General features: G+C 63.3%; 19 protein-coding genes and 1 tRNA gene. 10 read left to right on the top strand and 10 right to left on the bottom strand.

The genetic code is table 11. The features are described from left to right. The first annotated feature begins 67 nt into the window (after positions 1 to 67). Positions 68 to 667 (top strand): glutathione peroxidase, encoded by a 600-nt coding sequence (locus tag GJ695_RS07855; protein WP_154363555.1) that lies wholly within the window; start codon positions 68 to 70, stop codon positions 665 to 667. On the opposite strand, the gene GJ695_RS07860 is transcribed toward GJ695_RS07855, so the two are convergent. Continuing rightward, entirely contained in the window at positions 664 to 1,056 is a 393-nt protein-coding gene (locus tag GJ695_RS07860; protein ID WP_154363557.1) for a rhodanese-like domain-containing protein, read from the bottom strand. The two genes, GJ695_RS07855 and GJ695_RS07860, sit on opposite strands and share 4 nt — an antisense overlap. 97 nt (positions 1,057 to 1,153) lie before the next feature. Here GJ695_RS07860 and ftrA point away from each other — a divergent pair, with 97 nt between their 5' ends. Beyond that, the gene (gene ftrA, locus GJ695_RS07865) at positions 1,154 to 2,107 is read left to right on the top strand and encodes a transcriptional regulator FtrA (RefSeq protein WP_154363559.1); all 954 of its coding nucleotides are present in this window, start codon (positions 1,154 to 1,156) and stop codon (positions 2,105 to 2,107) included. Positions 2,108 to 2,132: 25 nt separating this feature from the next. Next, positions 2,133 to 2,492, top strand: coding sequence for a DUF1428 domain-containing protein (locus GJ695_RS07870; protein ID WP_154363561.1), 360 nt, complete (start codon positions 2,133 to 2,135; stop codon positions 2,490 to 2,492). Positions 2,493 to 2,578: 86 nt separating this feature from the next. Here the strand turns inward: GJ695_RS07870 and pabB are convergent, their stop codons facing one another. From pabB to GJ695_RS07885, 3 genes are read right to left on the bottom strand one after another with little or no spacing between them, the layout of a single operon-like run. After that, on the bottom strand, positions 2,579 to 4,441 hold the full coding sequence (pabB, locus tag GJ695_RS07875; protein WP_154363563.1) for an aminodeoxychorismate synthase component I: 1,863 nt from the start codon (positions 4,439 to 4,441) through the stop codon (positions 2,579 to 2,581). 3 nt (positions 4,442 to 4,444) lie between these two features. Then, positions 4,445 to 5,020, bottom strand: a complete 576-nt coding sequence (gene slmA / locus GJ695_RS07880; RefSeq protein ID WP_154363565.1) for a nucleoid occlusion factor SlmA — start codon at positions 5,018 to 5,020, stop codon at positions 4,445 to 4,447. A 29-nt stretch (positions 5,021 to 5,049) separates the two neighbouring features. Then, positions 5,050 to 5,775, bottom strand: a complete 726-nt coding sequence (locus tag GJ695_RS07885; protein ID WP_166455027.1) for an HAD-IA family hydrolase — start codon at positions 5,773 to 5,775, stop codon at positions 5,050 to 5,052. Between the two features lie 59 nt (positions 5,776 to 5,834). Between GJ695_RS07885 and GJ695_RS07890 the strand changes: the two genes are divergently transcribed. After that, entirely contained in the window at positions 5,835 to 6,701 is an 867-nt protein-coding gene (locus GJ695_RS07890; RefSeq protein WP_229260298.1) for a TraB/GumN family protein, read from the top strand. 24 nt (positions 6,702 to 6,725) lie between these two features. Here GJ695_RS07890 and GJ695_RS07895 read toward each other — a convergent pair. Next, positions 6,726 to 6,800, bottom strand: a tRNA-Thr gene (locus GJ695_RS07895). Between the two features lie 47 nt (positions 6,801 to 6,847). After that, positions 6,848 to 7,741: an acetylglutamate kinase gene (gene argB, locus GJ695_RS07900; protein ID WP_154358068.1), complete on the bottom strand. Its 894-nt coding sequence runs from the start codon at positions 7,739 to 7,741 to the stop codon at positions 6,848 to 6,850. Between the two features lie 143 nt (positions 7,742 to 7,884). On the opposite strand from argB, the gene GJ695_RS07905 reads away from it, so the two are divergent. After that, positions 7,885 to 8,103 (top strand): cysteine-rich CWC family protein, encoded by a 219-nt coding sequence (locus GJ695_RS07905; RefSeq protein WP_154363569.1) that lies wholly within the window; start codon positions 7,885 to 7,887, stop codon positions 8,101 to 8,103. A 21-nt stretch (positions 8,104 to 8,124) separates the two neighbouring features. Next, the gene (locus tag GJ695_RS07910) at positions 8,125 to 9,255 is read left to right on the top strand and encodes a coiled-coil domain-containing protein (RefSeq protein WP_154363571.1); all 1,131 of its coding nucleotides are present in this window, start codon (positions 8,125 to 8,127) and stop codon (positions 9,253 to 9,255) included. On the opposite strand, the gene GJ695_RS07915 is transcribed toward GJ695_RS07910, so the two are convergent. Next, entirely contained in the window at positions 9,256 to 10,389 is a 1,134-nt protein-coding gene (locus tag GJ695_RS07915; protein ID WP_154363824.1) for an extracellular catalytic domain type 1 short-chain-length polyhydroxyalkanoate depolymerase, read from the bottom strand. A 32-nt stretch (positions 10,390 to 10,421) separates the two neighbouring features. After that, on the bottom strand, positions 10,422 to 10,835 hold the full coding sequence (locus GJ695_RS07920) for a ribbon-helix-helix domain-containing protein (protein ID WP_166455026.1): 414 nt from the start codon (positions 10,833 to 10,835) through the stop codon (positions 10,422 to 10,424). Between the two features lie 158 nt (positions 10,836 to 10,993). On the opposite strand from GJ695_RS07920, the gene GJ695_RS07925 reads away from it, so the two are divergent. From GJ695_RS07925 to GJ695_RS07940, 4 genes are all read left to right on the top strand, one after another. Then, entirely contained in the window at positions 10,994 to 11,137 is a 144-nt protein-coding gene (locus GJ695_RS07925; RefSeq protein ID WP_308492365.1) for a DUF1289 domain-containing protein, read from the top strand. Then, the gene (locus GJ695_RS07930; protein ID WP_154363576.1) at positions 11,134 to 12,042 is read left to right on the top strand and encodes an MBL fold metallo-hydrolase; all 909 of its coding nucleotides are present in this window, start codon (positions 11,134 to 11,136) and stop codon (positions 12,040 to 12,042) included. The genes GJ695_RS07925 and GJ695_RS07930 overlap by 4 nt, the downstream gene beginning before the upstream one ends. 90 nt (positions 12,043 to 12,132) lie before the next feature. Further along, on the top strand, positions 12,133 to 13,086 hold the full coding sequence (locus GJ695_RS07935) for an NAD(P)H-dependent flavin oxidoreductase (protein WP_154358074.1): 954 nt from the start codon (positions 12,133 to 12,135) through the stop codon (positions 13,084 to 13,086). A 61-nt stretch (positions 13,087 to 13,147) separates the two neighbouring features. Beyond that, entirely contained in the window at positions 13,148 to 13,588 is a 441-nt protein-coding gene (locus tag GJ695_RS07940) for a hypothetical protein (protein ID WP_154363578.1), read from the top strand. Here GJ695_RS07940 and GJ695_RS07945 read toward each other — a convergent pair whose 3' ends face one another. Together GJ695_RS07945 and GJ695_RS07950 are read right to left on the bottom strand one after the other, a co-directional pair. Beyond that, positions 13,589 to 15,052, bottom strand: coding sequence for an amidohydrolase family protein (locus tag GJ695_RS07945; RefSeq protein WP_154363580.1), 1,464 nt, complete (start codon positions 15,050 to 15,052; stop codon positions 13,589 to 13,591). A gap of 77 nt (positions 15,053 to 15,129) precedes the next feature. Next, on the bottom strand, positions 15,130 to 16,221 hold the full coding sequence (locus tag GJ695_RS07950; protein ID WP_154363582.1) for a helix-turn-helix transcriptional regulator: 1,092 nt from the start codon (positions 16,219 to 16,221) through the stop codon (positions 15,130 to 15,132). Positions 16,222 to 16,227 lie beyond the last annotated feature (6 nt).

Consider the following 16,227-nt stretch of genomic DNA (forward strand, 5'->3'; position numbering starts at 1 on the left):
TCAATCGTGCGACGGGCACCAATTTGGACTAGAATGAATTTTCTTTCATTCTTTCTTCTCCGACACCATGTCCAAGACGCTTGCCCAACTGTGCCTCGTTTCCTCGCTGACCGTACTGGCCGGCGCTCCCGCGTTTGCACAAACGCCTGCCGCGGCGCCGGCGGCTGCGGCAACTGCTCCCGGCAGCTGCCCGGTCATCCTCAAGCAAACCTTCAAGCGCCTGCAGGACGATACGCCGCAGGATTTGTGCCAGTACGCCGGCAAGGTGATCCTGGTGGTCAACACTGCCAGCTACTGCGGTTACACCAACCAGTACGAAGGCCTGGAAGGCCTGTACGCCAAATACGGCAGCAAAGGCCTGGTGGTGCTGGGCTTCCCGTCGAACGATTTCGGCCAGCAGGAACCGGGCAGCAGCAAGGAAATCGCCGATTTCTGCTACAACACCTACGGCGTGAAATTCCCGATGTTCGCCAAGTCGGTGGTGTCGGGCAAGGAGCCGAATCCCCTGTTCGCCAACCTGATCAAGGCTACCGGCAAGGCGCCGGCATGGAACTTCCACAAATACCTGATCGACCGCAACGGCAATGTCGTCACCAACTTCGGCAGCAAGATCACGCCAACCGACAAATCCTTGGTGGCCGCCGTCGAAAAAGCGCTGGGTTCCTAAGCACGGGCCAGCTCGAAACCTTCATCGAGCCAGCCGGTGACGCCGCCGGTCATCAGCTTGACCGGCCGGCCCAGTTGCGCCAGACGCACGGCCGCGCGCGCCGCGCCGTTGCAGTGCGGACCGGCGCAATACACCACGAACAATGTCTCCGCCGGAAACTCGGCGAGCTTCGAACCGATGATCTTGCGATGCGCCAGATCCAGCGCACCGGGCACGTGGCCGGCCGCGTACTTTTCCGTTCCCCGTACATCCAGCAGCACAAAGTCCGGCTGGCCGCCGGACATGGCGTCGTGCACGTCCCAGCAATCGGTTTCGTAGCGGAAGCTGGCGTCGAAGTGGGCCAGCGCGGCGGCGCTGTCGGCGGCGGGAATGGCGGTAACGAGGGACATCGGAAACTCCTGTGTTGGGTGAACGATGACGTCATTGTGCGTGGCCGCAGCCGCGCCCAGAAGTGGCGCATATGCCATTCTGCGGTAAGATTGCGCCATGAAAAAACATCTGGTGGTGGCGCTGGCTTACGATCGCCTGTGCACGTTCGAGTTCGGCTGCACGGTCGAACTGTTTGCGCTGGAACGCCCGGAACTGGGCGTGGACTGGTACGATTTTGCCGTCTGCGCCGTGGAAGAGGGACCGATCCGCGCGGCCGGCGGCATCACCGTGCAGGCGCCATACCGGCCGGAATTGCTGGCGCTGGCCGACACCATCATCATACCCGGCTGGCGCGACGCCGACGAACTGCCGCCGCCGCCATTGCTGGCGTGGATACGCGCCGCCCACGCGCGCGGAGCGCGCCTGTGTTCGATCTGCTCCGGCGTCTTCGTGCTGGCTGCCGCCGGCGTGCTGGACGGCCAGCGCGCCACGACCCACTGGCGCTACGCCGAGCGGTTGGCGCAGCGCCATCCGCGCATCGAGGTGCAGCCCGATCATCTGTATGTGGATAACGGCCAGGTTATCACCGCCGCCGGTTCGGCCGCCGGGCTGGACATGCTGCTGCACCTGGTGCGGCGCGACCATGGTGCGCGGATCGGCAACCAGGTGGCGCAGCGGCTGGTGGTGGCGCCGCACCGCGAGGGCGGCCAGGCACAGTTTCTGCCGCGTCCCATGGCGCAGGGCGAGCAGGGACGCTTGTCGAAGCTGATGGACTGGCTGCGCAGCCATCCGGCGCAGCAGCACACGGTGGCCAGCATGGCGGAGCGCGCGGCCATGAGTCCGCGCACCTTGCAGCGGCAGTTCCAGCAGGCCACCGGACTGGGGCCGGTGGAGTGGCTGATCCGCGAGCGGGTGGCCATCGTCAAGGAGATGCTGGAGGAACCGGATGTGCCGCTGGCGCAGATTGCCGAGCGCGCCGGCTTCGGTTCGGAGGAATCGTTGCGCCATCATTTCCGGCGGCTCGCGGCCACCACACCGGGCGCGTATCGGAAGCGCTTCGTGCTAACCTGAAGTCCTCACCACCTGGGAGACAGTCATGGCCTACGTAGACGGTTTTGTGATTCCGGTGCCCAAGGACAAGCTTGAGGCGTACAAGAAAATGTCGCGGGAATGCGGCGCGGTGTGGCGGGAGCTCGGCGCGCTGGAGTTTCGCGAGACGGTGGCGGACGATGCGCCGCCAGGGAAGCTGACCTCGTTTCCGCAGAGCGTGATGCTGGAGGAGGGGGAGGTGGTGGTGTTTTCGTGGATTGTTTTTGAGTCGCGTGCAAGGCGCGATGAGATCAATGGCAAGGTGATGAAGGATGCGCGGGTTGCGGCTTTCATGGATCCGGTGAATATGCCGTTTGATGCCAAGCGCATGATTTATGGCGGGTTTGAGATGATGATTGATCTTTGAGGGTTTGACGCTGCTTGTCGCTTTAAAAGCATACGGCACCAGCGAAACCCGCACACCGCTGCGGCCAGGGTCTGACCCCGCAGGGGTCAGACCCTTTCGTCAGGGGTACTAACAACGCGCAATGCGCCGCGCAGCGCGTTGCATAGGATGATTTCTTCTGCTGCCGCCAACATGGCGCGGGTTATGACCCCTTCGCTGGCGTTCCAGTCCGGATCGTCCAGCAGCACCCCACGCATCACGCCGGGCAGCACGCCGCTGCTCAGTGGCGGGGTCAGCCAGCGGCCGGCCACCCGCACGAACACGTTGCTACGCCCACCCTCCGTCAACTCTTCGCGCTCGTTGAAGAACAAGGTATCAAACGCCCCCACCGCCTCGGCATCACGCCACGCCGCATCGTAGCGCTGCCGAATGCTGGTCTTGTGCCGCAAGAACAAGTCATCGCTGCTGGTGGCATCCTCGGCCAGCAGCACGCGCACCGGTTCGATCAGCGGCATCAGCGGCGCATGCTGCACCGAGAACGCTCCGGACGGGTTCAGCGCCAGCCGCAGCCGGTAAGCCGCATGCTGCGGCTCCAGCATGGCGCAGACGGTATCCAGATACGCCTCCGCCGCTTTCGCATCCCACGGAAAACCGAAATACACAGCCGACGACGCCAGCCGCTGCAAATGCCGCTCGCGATGACGCACGCCACCACCCGGCGTCGCACGCATGGTTTCGAAAATGTCGAAGTCGTTTTGCAGGCCGGTGAGGAAGCGTGCCTTCAGTTTGCACTCGGCATATTCGTCGCTGGCATTGCTGTCGAAAACGATGCCGGCGCCAACGCCCATCTCGCCACGGCGCACGCCATCCGCACCCTGCGGCTGCAAGGTCAGCGTGCGGATCGGCACCGACATGCAGAAGTCGCCAACCTTGCCATCAGCGCGCGGATCGAACCAGCCGATGGCGCCGGTGTAGAGGCCGCGCGCATCGGGTTCCAGCTCGCGGATGATTTCCATGGTGCGGCGTTTTGGCGCGCCGGTGATCGAGCCGCAGGGATACAGCGCGTCGAAGATGTCGGCCAGCGCGGCCTCTTCGCGCAGCCGCGCGGTGATGGTCGACGTCATCTGCAGCACGCTGGCATAGCGGTGCACTTCAAACAGCGCCGGCACTTCCACGCTGCCGGTGACGGCCACGCGCGCGATGTCGTTGCGCAGCAGGTCGACGATCATCAGGTTCTCGGCGCGGTTCTTCGGATCAGCGGCCAGGTTGGTGGCGCGCAGGATGTTCTCGGCGGTCTGCGCCGGCGGCGCGGCCGGCGCCGTGCCTTTCATCGGCCGTGCGGTCAGCACGCCGGCCTCGTGGCGCACGAACAGTTCCGGCGACAGCGACAGCACCGCCGTGCCGTCGTCCAGCGCGATCAAGGCGCCGTAGGGCACCGGCTGGCGGCCGCGCAGCCGCGCGTACAAGGCGTGGATGCCGCCAAACGCGTCAAAACGCAGCCTGAAGGTGTAATTGACCTGGTAGGTGTCGCCGGCCGCAATGTAGTCGTGAATGCGCGCCAGCGCGCCGCTAAACGCTTCCTGATCGATGTTGGGACGGATGTTGGCGATGCCGGCCGGGCGATCGATAGGGAAGGAGCGCGCCGCCAGCCAGTCGCCCACTTCGGCCGCCGTCAGCAGCGCGCAGTCCCTGAACAGCAGGATCTGCGCCAGCGGCGTGGCGCGCGCGCGCGGCGGCGCCTGGTGCGGCGCCAGCGCCAGCAGTGCTTCGCCAAGTTCGTAGCTGCACACGCTCACCGCGTATTCGCCGCGCGCCAGCGCCGCCTGCATCCGGTCCAGCAGTTGCGGCCACTGCGCGATGTCGTCGCAGCGCAGCGTGCCGGTGTGGCCGGTGTACAGGCGCGACCGGCTGCCGGTCTGGAGACCTTGCGGGCTGGCGTCATCCAGCAGGGCGAATACTTCGGTGGTCATGACTTACGATAGCAACAGGGTGATGTGCAGCGCCGCATCCTGCGACGGGTTGTTCTTGAAGCCGCTCTTGGCATAACGGTGCCAGCGGCCGATGACAAAGCTGGTCAGCATCGCGGCGCGCGCGGTAGTGTCGGCTTCGTGCGCCTGGCCTTCGCTGGCGGCCAGACGCAAAGCCTGTTTCAGCGCCAGCTCGACGCGGTCGTAGAACTGGTTCATGCGCAGTTGCAGGCGTTCGTCTTCATTGACCAGCGCTTCGCCGATCAGCACCCGCGTCATGCCCGGATTCTGGCTGGCGAAGTTGAGCAGCATGCCGACGATGTCGCGCGCCTGCGCCAGGCCGTCGGTCTGGCGGTCGGCGATCTGGTTGATCAGGCCGAAGACGGTCGATTCGATGAACTCGATCAGTCCTTCGAACATCTGCGCCTTGCTGGCGAAATGCCGGTACAGCGCGGCTTCCGAAAACGCCAGCTTGCGCGCCAGCGCAGCCGTGGTGATCTTGTCGCCCTTGGGCTGTTCCAGCATCTCCGCCAGCGCCTGCAGAATCTGCAAACGGCGCTGGCCTGGCGGTGTGCTTGCCATATGATCTCGCGGGTTAAATAGTGAGTTGGTCAGCGCAACTGGTGCAGGCGCGACGGCAGGTTCCTGACGGATTTTACTTTGACATCGACATAAGCGGGCCGAATTAATCTTTTTTGCGGATGGGCCAGGCCGGCGCTGTCGCCGATGGTCAGGTACTGCGTGACCCAGGCGGTGCGCATGCCCAGCTCGCGCGCGCTGCGCAGGTTGGCCAGCGTGTCTTCCACCAGGATGCAGCGGGCCGGCGTCAATTGATGACGGCGCATCAGCTTGCGCAGCATCAGCTTGGACGGCTTGGGCCGCATGTGGCGGTGCACCGTCATTGCCTCCACCGCGATGTGGTGCTGGAAGTGGCGCTGCAAGCCCAGGTGCCGCAGCACCTGCGACGAATAGCGGTGCGGCGCATTGGTCAGCAGGATCTTGCGGCCGGGCAGGCGGCGCAACAGCTGGCGCAGGCCGCGCTCGGCGCGGATCATCGCGTTGAGGTCATCGAAACGGTGGGTTTCATCGAGAAAGTGCGTGGCCTTGACGCCGTGGTGCTTGACCACGCCCAGCGTGGTGGCGCCGTAGCGCTGCCAGTACATGGTGCGGGTGGCGTTGACCAGCTCTTCGCTGGCGGGCGTGACGCCGTCTCCCAGCAGCCGCGCGAGGTAAGCGTTCATGCCCGCCATGATCGAGGGGAAGATGGCGTGCGAGGCGTTGTGCAGGGTGTTATCAAGATCAAACAGCCATACGGGTGTGGAGCGGGTAATATTCACGTCATCTCTATCAGCAAAGGTCACGAATGCGCCGCCAGATTATAGTGTTGTTCTGCAGTTTGTTCTTTTTTGCCTTCGGTCCGGCCGTGGCGGAGCAGCAGGGCGCGGCGCCGAACCGCGGCGCGCTGTTCAAGGTGCAGCAGGGCGGGCACACGCTGTACCTGTTCGGCACCATCCACGTCGGCGCCAGGGATTTCTATCCGCTCGAGCCGCGTCTGGCCGGCCTGCTGAAGAACGCGCCGGCGCTGGCGCTGGAGATCGATCCGCTCGGCGATCCGCAAGCGCTGGCGCGCGCGGTGCAGCAGCACGGCCTGGCCGCCAAGGGCGCGCCGGCATTGGCGCCGGCGTGGCGCCAGCGGCTCGACCGTTTGCTCCAGCAGTACAACATCGAACCGCAGACCGTGGCGGCGATGAAGCCGTGGCTGCTGGCCAGCCTGCTCACCGTCAGCGAATTTGCCGCGCAGGGTTACGAGGCCTCGCTGGCGGTGGATGCGCACCTGTCGAAGCAGGCGCATGACGCCGGCCAGAAAATCGTCGAGCTGGAATCGGCCGACAGCCAGATGGCGCTGTTCGACCAGATGTCGGCGGCCGAACAGCTGGTGTTCCTGCAGGAGGCGATCGAAGGCATCGAGGACAAGGAGCAGGCTTACCAGGCGCGCGAGATCGCCGATGCGTGGCGCCATGCCGACGTCAAGGCGCTGGAGGCGCTGGCGTTGAAGGCGGAGCAGGACCAGACCTTCTCGGGCCGCTTCGTGCAGAAGGTGTTGCTGGAAGGCCGCAATCCGGCGCTGGCCGATGGCATGGTCAAACTGATGGCGCGTGAAAACAACAGTGTGGCGGCGATCGGCGTGCTGCATCTGATCGGCAAGACAAGCGTGCCGGAACTGCTGCGCAAACGCGGGCTGACGGTGGAACGGATTTACTAAGGGGGAAGGGGACTGCAGGAGAGATGGTGCCCTTTACGTGGATTGAACACGTGGCCTCTCCCTTACCAAGGGAGTGCTCTACCACTGAGCTAAAAGGGCATACAAATGTGGCGGTTTCACCGACTTCCGGCGAGACCGCCTTTTTTTCAGTGAGACCGGATCATAGTGCCAAATGCCTGCTCGGTCAAGACTTCGAGCAACAAAGAATGCTCAATTCGTCCATCAATGATGTGAACGGTGTTGACGCCGGACTTGGCCGCATCCAGGGCTGATGAAATTTTAGGCAGCATGCCGCCCGAAATCGTGCCGTCGGCGAACATCTCGTCGATCTCGCGCGCCGACAGGTCGGTCACCAGGTTGCCCTGCTTGTCCTGCACGCCGGCGATGTTGGTCATCATGATCAGCTTTTCGGCTTTCAGGATTTCCGCGATCTTGCCGGCGACGACGTCGGCGTTGATGTTGTAGGCCTGGCCGTCCTGGCCGAAACCGATCGGCGAAATGATCGGGATGAAGGCGTCGTCCTGCAGCGCTTTGACGACCGCCGGATTGATGGCTTCGATTTCGCCGACGAAGCCGATGTCGAGCGTCTGGCCTGGATTGTCCTTGTCGGGCATGGCCATCTTGCGGGCGCGGATCAGGCCGCCGTCCTTGCCGGTCAGGCCGACTGCCTGGCCGCCGTAGTGATTAATCAACATCACGATGTCCTGCTGCACTTCGCCGCCCAGCACCCACTCCACCACTTCCATGGTTTCTTCGTCGGTGATGCGCATGCCTTGCACGAAGGTGCCTTGCTTGCCGATTTTTTTCAGTGCGTTGTCGATCTGCGGACCGCCGCCGTGCACGACGACCGGATTCATGCCCACCAGTTTGAGCAAAATGACATCGCGCGCGAAGCCGTGTTTCAGGCGTTCGTCGGTCATGGCGTTGCCGCCGTATTTGATGACGATGGTTTTGCCGTGGTAGTTACGGATGTAAGGGAGAGCCTCAGCCAAAATCTGCGCCTTGATTTGCGGAGCGACCGCAGTCAAATCGTCATTCATGCCTAAGTTCAAATTGGTCAGTTGGGTCATGGCGAGTCCGGTAGAAAGATTTTGGGCGCAATTTTACAGCCTGTTGGCGCTTCAAGTACGCATTATAGGGCCATCCGGTTGTAATTTCCTGCAAGCTCCATTACGCTAAGGCGATGAGTACCTGTTCCCGCTGCGGCACGCAGTTCTCCTGCGCCATGAAGGATGCCGATCCAGCCCTCGCCGACCAGCCTTGCTGGTGCACCTACCTGCCGCCGTCGGTGCCGGTGCCGTCCGCGCCCGGCGCCAGCTGCTGGTGCCCGGCGTGCCTGAAGCAGCACATCATTGAGCAGTCGCAAACCTTGCCCGATAAGCCACTCGACAATAGCGCATAACCCCTGCATGGGAGCGCTCCAATGAACTCCACCTCGCTTGACAATCAAAGTAGCGCTACACAAGATGGCCATCTAGTCCGCATCGTGCGGCTGGAGACCAATATGGACAACGTCACCAGCATCCTCGCTTCCTTGCAGCGCACGGAGGAGACGCACCATCAGGAAATGCTGACGCGTTTCGACGAACTGCGCGACCGCATCGACGACGGCCGGCGCGAAGCCCAGGCGCGCTTCGAAGCAGTGCAGCGCGAGCTGCACGCCAAATACGAGCAGGGCCGCCAGGAAGCCCAGGCGCGGCTGGAGCAGTCTCGTCAGGAGGGCCAGACGTGGTTGGAGCAAAGTGAAGCCCGCTATCAGCAGGGCCGCCAGGAAGCGCAGTTGCAGTTAGAGCAAAACGAAGCCCGCCATGAAAAAGCTCGACAGGAAGCGCAAGCGCGGCTGGAGCAGTCGCGCCAGGAGGCCCAGACGTGGTTAGAGCAAAACGAAGCCCGCCATGAGAAAGCCCGACAGGAAGCGCAAGCGCGGCTGGAGCAGTCTCGTCAGGAGGGCCAGACGTGGTTAGAGCAAAACGAAGCCCTCCATGAGAAAGCCCGGCAGGAAGCGCAAGCGCGGCTGGAGCAAGCTCGTCAGGAAGCTCGGACTTGGTTGGAGCAAAGCGAAGCCCGCTATCAGCAGGGCCGGCAGGAAGCACAAGCACGTCTGGAGCAAGCTCGTCAGGAAGCTCGGGCTTGGTTAGAGCAAAGCGAAGCCCGCTATCAGCAGGGCCGGCAGGAAGCACAAGCATGGCTGGAGCAGGCTCGCCAGGAGGGCCGGACTTGGTTAGAGCAAAACGAAACCCGCCATGAGAAAGCCCGGAAGGAAGCACAAGCGCGGCTGGAGCAGTCTCGTCAGGAAGCCCAGACGCGCTTTGAGCAAGGCGAGGCGCGGTCGGAGCAGATTCGTCAAGATGCGCTGGCGAGGTCTGATGCAACGCGGGCCCGCACCGATCAGGTCCACGATCTGCTGGTGGCGCGAATGGATCTTCATGATCAGCAAGCCGTCATGCGCGATCAGAACCTGACGAACCGCATCGACAAGCTCACCTTCTGGATGGCCGGGCTGATGGTCACCAATGTGCTCACCATCGCCGGTCTCGTCCTCCGAAAGTTTTAATCAGCTCACCGTGCGGAAGAAGCGCAGCATTTCGCGGCTGGCGTCCGGTCCTTTGGCGTCGGTGTAGCTGCCGGACGAACTGCCGCCCGACCACGCATGGCCGGCGCCGTGCACCACCCAGTGCTCGCCCAAGGGCGTGCCATCCGCCGTGGTGTGCGTGGTCTGCGTGTAGCTGTAGCCATTCGGCACCGCGCCCGATTGCACCGACGGCCGCGCGCCGCGATGGTGATGCAGCCGCTGCGCCATCACCTGCTCGCCATTGCGCGGATTGACTGTGGTGTCGCTGTCGCCATGGAACACGATGATCGGCTGCGAACCATTGCCAGCCTTGGCTGCCTTGCTGACGCCGCGCTTCATCGCCGTCAGCGCCGACGGCAAATCCTGCGCCGATGCAAACGGCAATCCCGAGTGCACACCGACCGCCGCAAACAGCTCCGGATACAGCGTGCCGACAATCACCGCCATGGCGCCGCCGGCCGACAACCCCGCCACATACACCTGGCGCTCGTTGACCGGATAGCCCTCGATAATCTGCTGCGCGATGCCGGCAATGATGGACGGCTCGCCCTGTCCACGCTGCTGGTCGATGGCGTTGAACCAGTTCCAGCACTTGGAGTGATTGGCGTTGGCCGGCTGCTCCGGATAGACCACGAAACAGCCCATCTCCTCCGCCACCTGATTCATCTGCGTGCCGGCCGCGAAGTCGTCCGGATTCTGCGTGCAGCCGTGCAGCATCACCAGCAGCGGCATGGCATGGCCGTGGTAGCTCGACGGAATGTACAGCTTGTAGTTGCGCATGCCGGCGTGGTTGCTATAGCTACCGCGGATAAATTGCGCACCTTCCGGCAACGGCTCCGACGCCGGCGCATGATGCAGCGAACCGAGATCGATGGCGCGGTCCAGATTGGCCTGCAAATCCAGCTTGATGCCCATGCGGTTGAGCATGTCCTGCGCGAACTCGGCCGGATGGGTGGCCGGATTCGGCGCCTGGCCGCGCGCATGCGTCGTCTCCGGCTCCGGCGTGGACGGCGCCGCGTTGGGCGGCGGTGGATTAATATCGCGCATGGACGGTTGTGCGGCCGGGCGATGCAGATGCATGCCCTTGCTGAGTATCTGCTGCGCAGCTTCGCGCATTTGCGTTAAAAAATTGAGCTTCATGGCACTCCTTAATGGATGCGCGTCGCCAGTGCGGTCTTGAGGACAGCGCTGGCGTGCAGCGAGCCGAGTACAAAAATGGATTCGATCGTCGCCAGCGCCAGCTCGACCGAAACGTCGCTGGCGATGCTGGCCAGGCCCAGTACCTGAATCTGCAGCCGTTCGCCTGCCGCCTGGATCGCTTCCAGGTCGGCGCGCGAATAGTGCTGCATGCCCAGTACCAGGCTCTTGCGCGCCACGGTCTGCTTGACCACCTCGGCGTGCTGGTTCAGCTGATTGCGGATTGCCGTGCGTATCAGATCGGTACGATTCGAGTAAAACCCTTCCTGTACCAGCAGGTCAATCTGTCCTAAGTCGATCGGACCGAGATTGATGGTGATCTTTTCTGATTCGGCAGTCTTCAGCTTGATTTCTTGCTTGGCCACGTATATCTCCATCTATTAGCCATCTATATGGATGGTGAGTCTACGCTTTCAAGCCCCCAAGTCAAGCGGCTTCGCGGCATAATGGCTGCATGAGTGAAGTAAACAACATAAGCGCGCCGCTTGTCCCCTCCCCTTGTGTCAGTCTGTGCAAGATGGACATGGAACGGCGCTATTGCATGGGCTGCCTGCGCACCATCGAGGAAATCATCGCCTGGAGCAAGGCCGACGACGCCTACAAGCGCGCGGTGTGGGCCGAATTGCCGCTGCGCCGGCAAACCATCCGATTCGACGAGGAAGAATGAACGCGCTGCCGGATTCGATACAGGTGTTTGAGCGCGGTTGGCTCTCGTCCAACAACATCGTGCTGCTGGGCCGCCACGACACGGCGATTATCGATACCGGCTACGTCAGCCACGCGCCGCAGACGCTTGAACTGGTGCGCCACGTGCTGCACGGCCGCCATCTGGACCAGATTCTCAATACCCATTTGCATTCCGACCATTGCGGCGGCAACGCCATCCTGCAGGCGCACTTCGGCTGCAAGACCTCGATTCCCGTGGCCGAGGCCGACAAGGTGCGCCACTGGGACGTGGAAGCGCTCAGTTTCAAGGCCACCGGCCAGCGCTGCGACCGCTTCACCTTCGACGCCACCATCTCGCCCGGCGACGTGCTGCAACTGGCCGACATGGAATGGCAGGCGCTGGCCGCGCCGGGCCACGATCCGCACTCGCTGATCTTTTACTGTCCGCAAGAGAAGGTGCTGGTGTCCGCCGACGCTCTGTGGGAAAACGGCTTCGGCGTCATCTTTCCCGAGCTGGAAGGCGAGTCCGGTTTTGCCGAAGAGCGCGCCACGCTGGACCTGATCGCCGGGCTGGACGTGCGCGTGGTCATTCCCGGCCATGGCGCGCCGTTCAGCGATGTGGCCGGCGCCTTGTCCCGTGCCCGGTCGCGGCTGGAATACCTGTCGGCCGATCCCGTGCGCAACGCGCAGAACGCGCTGAAGGTGCTGCTCAAGTTCCTGCTGCTGGAACGCCAGCGCATCGCGCTGACCGATGTGCCGGTGTTGCTGACCTCGATGCCGGTGTTTGCCGCGGCCAATACCAACTTCCTCAAGCAGACGCCGGAGGAACTCGGCAAGTGGGCGGTGAGCCAGCTGGTAAGAAGTGCAGCGGCCCGCATCGATGGTGAGTACTTACTCAACGACTAAATGTAGAGGGATCGCCCTAGTTTAGGCACGATCGTACTATTTTCGATCTATAATCGTCCGCACCGATCAACTCACGTCAGCGAGTACGCCATGACCCTGCCAGCAGTCTTGCAAAACCTCACCCTTCCCGTCATCGCCTCCCCGATGTTCATCGCCAGTGGTCCGGCGCTGGTGGCGGCCCAATGCAAGGCTGGCATCGTCGGCTCCTTCCCGGCGCTGAATGCGCGCCCGGCCGAGCTGCTGGACGTGTGGCTGACCGATCTGCAAAAAGAGCTGGCCGAGTTCCAGGCCGCCAATCCGGACAAGCGCGTCGGCCCGATCGCCGTCAACCAGATCGTGCACCAGTCGAACGACCGCCTGGCGCATGACGTGGAAGTGTGCGTGAAGCACCAGATTCCGATCATCATTTCCTCGCTGCGCGCGCCGCCGAAAGAGATGCTGGACGCCATCCACAGCTACGGCGGCATCGTGCTGCACGACATCGTTTCGATCCGCCACGCGGAAAAAGCGCTGGAAGCGGGCGTTGACGGCCTGATCCTGGTGGCCAGTGGCGCCGGCGGCCATGCCGGCACCTTGTCGCCGTTCGCGCTGGTGGGCGAGGTGCGCAAGTTCTTCAAGGGACCGATCGCGCTGTCCGGTTCGATCGCCACCGGTGATGCCATCCTGGCGGCGCAGGCCATGGGCGCGGACTTCGCGTACATCGGCTCGCGCTGGCTGGCGACCAAGGAATCCAATGTCAGCGACGGCTATCGCGAGGCCATCGTGGAGTCGACGGCGGCGGATATCGTCTATTCGAATCTGTTCACCGGCGTTCACGGCAATTACCTGAAAAAATCCATTGTCGCCGCCGGCCTCGACCCGGACGCGCTGCCGACCGCCGACAAGACCGCCATGAACTTCGGCTCCAGCAGCGCCAAAGCCTGGCGCGACATCTGGGGCGCCGGCCAGGGCGTGGGCCTGATGGACGACATTCCGTCGGCCGGCGAAATGGTCGAACGCCTCAAGCGCGAGTACGACGCGGCCCGCGCCCGCCTGGCCTTGTAAAGATATTGCATTTTTCAATTGCTTTTCAGGTAATATGGCCTGAACACAATTGGGAAATGCCATGAAAATGCAGCACATCTTGTTTGTCGCGGCGCTGGCCCTGAGCAGCGCCGCTGCTCACGCAGACGTCGAGACCGTGATCGTTCCGTCGCCTGCCGTGCATTGCGTGCAGCCGTCGATTCCTGCCATGTCATCTTCCACCGTCGGCGTGAAGCGCGTTGCCCGGCAAATCGCCCAGTGGCGCGAGTGCACCGGCGAGTTGATGGCGCGTGACCGCAGCGAAGAAACGCAAGCTGCCATCGCCGTCGTGGAAGCCCGCGTCGCCGCCTGGATGAACGCTACCGCGCGCTACAACAACGGCCAGGCCCAGGGGCGCGTCGCACAAACTCAGATGGAACGCGATTGGCGCGAAGCGTATGTCACACGCACCGGCAGCTACGCCGGCGTGCGCTATAACGCACCGGCGCCGGACAACGCCAACTGGCTCGAAGTGACTCAATAATTACTCGGTAACGGCCAGGCTGGCGCGCGCCGTCGGCCTGCCACGCACCCACACGGTGTCGACCGTGTCGTAGGCGCGCACGTCCTTCAGCGGCGACTCCTTCATCAGCACCAGATTGGCCAGCTTGCCCGGCTCGATGGTGCCCACGTCCTTCTCCACATGGAAGGCGCGCGCATTGTTGATGGTGGCCGCCTTGAAAATCTGCTCCAGCGACAGGCCGGCGTTGCGCAGGTTCTGCATCTCCAGGTAGCCGTTCAGGCCGGGGATGTTGCCGTAGGTTGGCGACGATGGCGTGTCGGTGCCGAACAGGAAGTTGGCGTTCCTGCTCGCCAAATAGGCAACCACCTGGCGCTGGCGGCGCAGCGGCGCTTCCATGCCCTGGCGGACTGCTTCGTCGGTTTGATCCTCTTCCGCCACTTCTTCCTTGAACCAGTTGCCTTCTGGCGTTTTCAGCCAGGCCAGCATGGCCGGCGGCAGCAGCCTGGCCAGCGCCGGCGTGTTCAAATATTCCGGATCGACATAGGCGCGCAGGCCGTACAGCACCTGCATGGTCGGCTGGTAGCCGATGTTGCGGTCGACGATTTTATCCAGCAGCTGCTTGATTTCGTCCGGCAGCTCGGACGCGTTGTTCAGCGCGCCCCAGTGCCACATGCCGTGGGCCAGCACGTCGACGCCGCCGTTGACGGCGAAGGTCTGCGCCTCGAAGGAATTGCCGTGCGTGACCAGCGTCAGGCCAGCCTTGGTCGCGGCCGCGCGCACTTCGCCGTAGATGGCCGGACTCATCACCGGCAGGTTGCGCTGGTTGCCGAAGCCGTGTTCGTAGTGGGTTTTGACGCAGACCGCGCCGTCCGCCTTGACGCGGGCGACGCCTTTGGCCGGCGTGTAATCCTCCGGCTTGTAGCGCGCGGGGATTTTGTCGGCCTGCGCCGGGTCGTAGATGAAGTTGGAAAACACCTCGAAACGGTGTTCGGGCGGCGCATAGGAAGACGGGTAGCCGTTGGCAAACACCAGCGGCGCGCCGCAGTCGTAGATATCCGGATGCAGCGGCATGGCCTTGACCCTGTCGATGAATTCGCGGCTGCCGGCAGCCAGGTCGATCACCGTCGTATAGCCATAATAGAGGTAGGATCGCGGCATTTGCGCGAAGTAGGCCTTGGCCATCTCCTGCATGTGGTCGGCCTGTTCGAAGCTCATGCCGGGCACGGCAAACAGGTGGACGTGCGAGTCGATCAGGCCGGGCGTCAGGTAGTAGCCCTTGCCGTCGATGCGGGTGGCGCCTTTCGGACTGGCGGCCCGGGCGTTGCGCTCCACGCGGACGATGTGCTCGTCCTGAATCAGAACGCTGCCGGTCTCGATGCGCTCCAGTTTTTCCGGCGACACCAGCTTGACGTTGGTGATCCAGGTCTGGCCGGCGAGGGCCGGTGCGCAGATGAACAGGCTGGCGAGAAGGGCGGTGATTTTCATGCTGGGCTCCTTGTTGAGATGGCCCAGTGTCGCGTCGCCAGCGCCGTTTTGCGTCGCAAATGATGATTTGGCACCCGCTACGCGGCGGTTTTGGCCTGCTCGCGGAATTCGCCCGGCGTCATGCCGGTCGCTTTTTTAAATGCCCTGTTCATCGCGCTTTTGCTGTTAAATCCAGCGATCAGCGACAGGTCGAGGATGCTGGTGCTGGTCTGTTGCAGGGAGATTTTGAGCGCCTCGACACGATAACGGTTCAGGTAATCGGCAAAATTGGCATTGCAATGCTGGTTGATCAGCTGGGACAGTTCGTGCGGCGTCATCGCCACCTGCGCGGCCAGGTCTTCCAGCTTCAGTTCGCCGTTGCGGTAGGGCTGGTCGCGTTCCATGCAGGCGGTCAGGCGCGCTAGAAAGGCGTCGCGGTCGGCTGCGGATAACTGTTTGTCGGCGTAGCGTGGCTTGGGCTGTGGCAGCGCCTGTGGACGGTAGCCCAGCGGCAGGCGCATCGCGATGTAGGCGGTGGCGAACACGAACAGCATCAGCGCGCCGCCATCGACCGCCTCGACCGACAGCGGCAGGTCGGCGTCAACGGCCGCCATGATCACCGCCGCCACGCTCAAGACCGCGCTGAGCAGCCAGGTGCGCATCAACCGGCGCAGGTCGGCCACCAGCGCCGAACCGGCCGGCACGCGCCGCACCAGGCAGTAGCCGGCGCGCAGGTAAAAAAACAGGATCAGCAGTTTGGCCACCGCCGCCAGCGCCAGATACCACGGCCAGCCATGCCACTGGCGCATCCAGGCCAGTTTTTCGTCAGCCGAACGCAAGTAGAAAGGCAGCATGGCAAAGGTGGCGACCACGAACGGGACAAAATGCAGCCACGCGCGGCGGCCCAGCGGCTGGTCCGACAGCATCGCATGCAGGTAGAGATACAGCAGTGGCCCCACCGCCAGCCCAAGCGTGACGATGGCCAGCGCGCTGTGCGGATAGTCGCGGTACAGATGATTCAGGCCCAGCCAGGCGTGGCCGATGATGGCTGAAAAAATCAGCAGCAGCGCCGACAGCAGCCGGTTGGCGGTGCGCATTTCCGGCTGGCGCGGGTTGAGCAGCGCGATGCTGAGAAAAACAGCCTGGGCGATTGCCGCCAGAAACAGCCAGGAAATGATTGTATTCACCATGATACA

Source organism: Duganella alba (genome assembly GCF_009674495.1).
Taxonomy (GTDB): domain Bacteria; phylum Pseudomonadota; class Gammaproteobacteria; order Burkholderiales; family Burkholderiaceae_D; genus Rugamonas; species Rugamonas alba.

Coding starts and splice junctions, on each gene's coding strand:
- GJ695_RS07930 (WP_154363576.1), top strand. CDS start 11,134: ATGAACGCGCTGCCGGATTCGATACAGGTGTTTGAGCGCGGTTGGCTC.
- GJ695_RS07860 (WP_154363557.1), bottom strand. CDS start 1,056: ATGTCCCTCGTTACCGCCATTCCCGCCGCCGACAGCGCCGCCGCGCTG.
- argB (WP_154358068.1), bottom strand. CDS start 7,741: ATGAATGACGATTTGACTGCGGTCGCTCCGCAAATCAAGGCGCAGATT.
- GJ695_RS07915 (WP_154363824.1), bottom strand. CDS start 10,389: ATGCGCGAAGCTGCGCAGCAGATACTCAGCAAGGGCATGCATCTGCAT.
- GJ695_RS07945 (WP_154363580.1), bottom strand. CDS start 15,052: ATGAAAATCACCGCCCTTCTCGCCAGCCTGTTCATCTGCGCACCGGCC.
- ftrA (WP_154363559.1), top strand. CDS start 1,154: ATGAAAAAACATCTGGTGGTGGCGCTGGCTTACGATCGCCTGTGCACG.
- GJ695_RS07905 (WP_154363569.1), top strand. CDS start 7,885: ATGAGTACCTGTTCCCGCTGCGGCACGCAGTTCTCCTGCGCCATGAAG.
- GJ695_RS07855 (WP_154363555.1), top strand. CDS start 68: ATGTCCAAGACGCTTGCCCAACTGTGCCTCGTTTCCTCGCTGACCGTA.
- GJ695_RS07940 (WP_154363578.1), top strand. CDS start 13,148: ATGAAAATGCAGCACATCTTGTTTGTCGCGGCGCTGGCCCTGAGCAGC.
- pabB (WP_154363563.1), bottom strand. CDS start 4,441: ATGACCACCGAAGTATTCGCCCTGCTGGATGACGCCAGCCCGCAAGGT.
- GJ695_RS07925 (WP_308492365.1), top strand. CDS start 10,994: ATGGAACGGCGCTATTGCATGGGCTGCCTGCGCACCATCGAGGAAATC.
- GJ695_RS07870 (WP_154363561.1), top strand. CDS start 2,133: ATGGCCTACGTAGACGGTTTTGTGATTCCGGTGCCCAAGGACAAGCTT.
- GJ695_RS07910 (WP_154363571.1), top strand. CDS start 8,125: ATGAACTCCACCTCGCTTGACAATCAAAGTAGCGCTACACAAGATGGC.
- GJ695_RS07935 (WP_154358074.1), top strand. CDS start 12,133: ATGACCCTGCCAGCAGTCTTGCAAAACCTCACCCTTCCCGTCATCGCC.
- slmA (WP_154363565.1), bottom strand. CDS start 5,020: ATGGCAAGCACACCGCCAGGCCAGCGCCGTTTGCAGATTCTGCAGGCG.
- GJ695_RS07950 (WP_154363582.1), bottom strand. CDS start 16,221: ATGGTGAATACAATCATTTCCTGGCTGTTTCTGGCGGCAATCGCCCAG.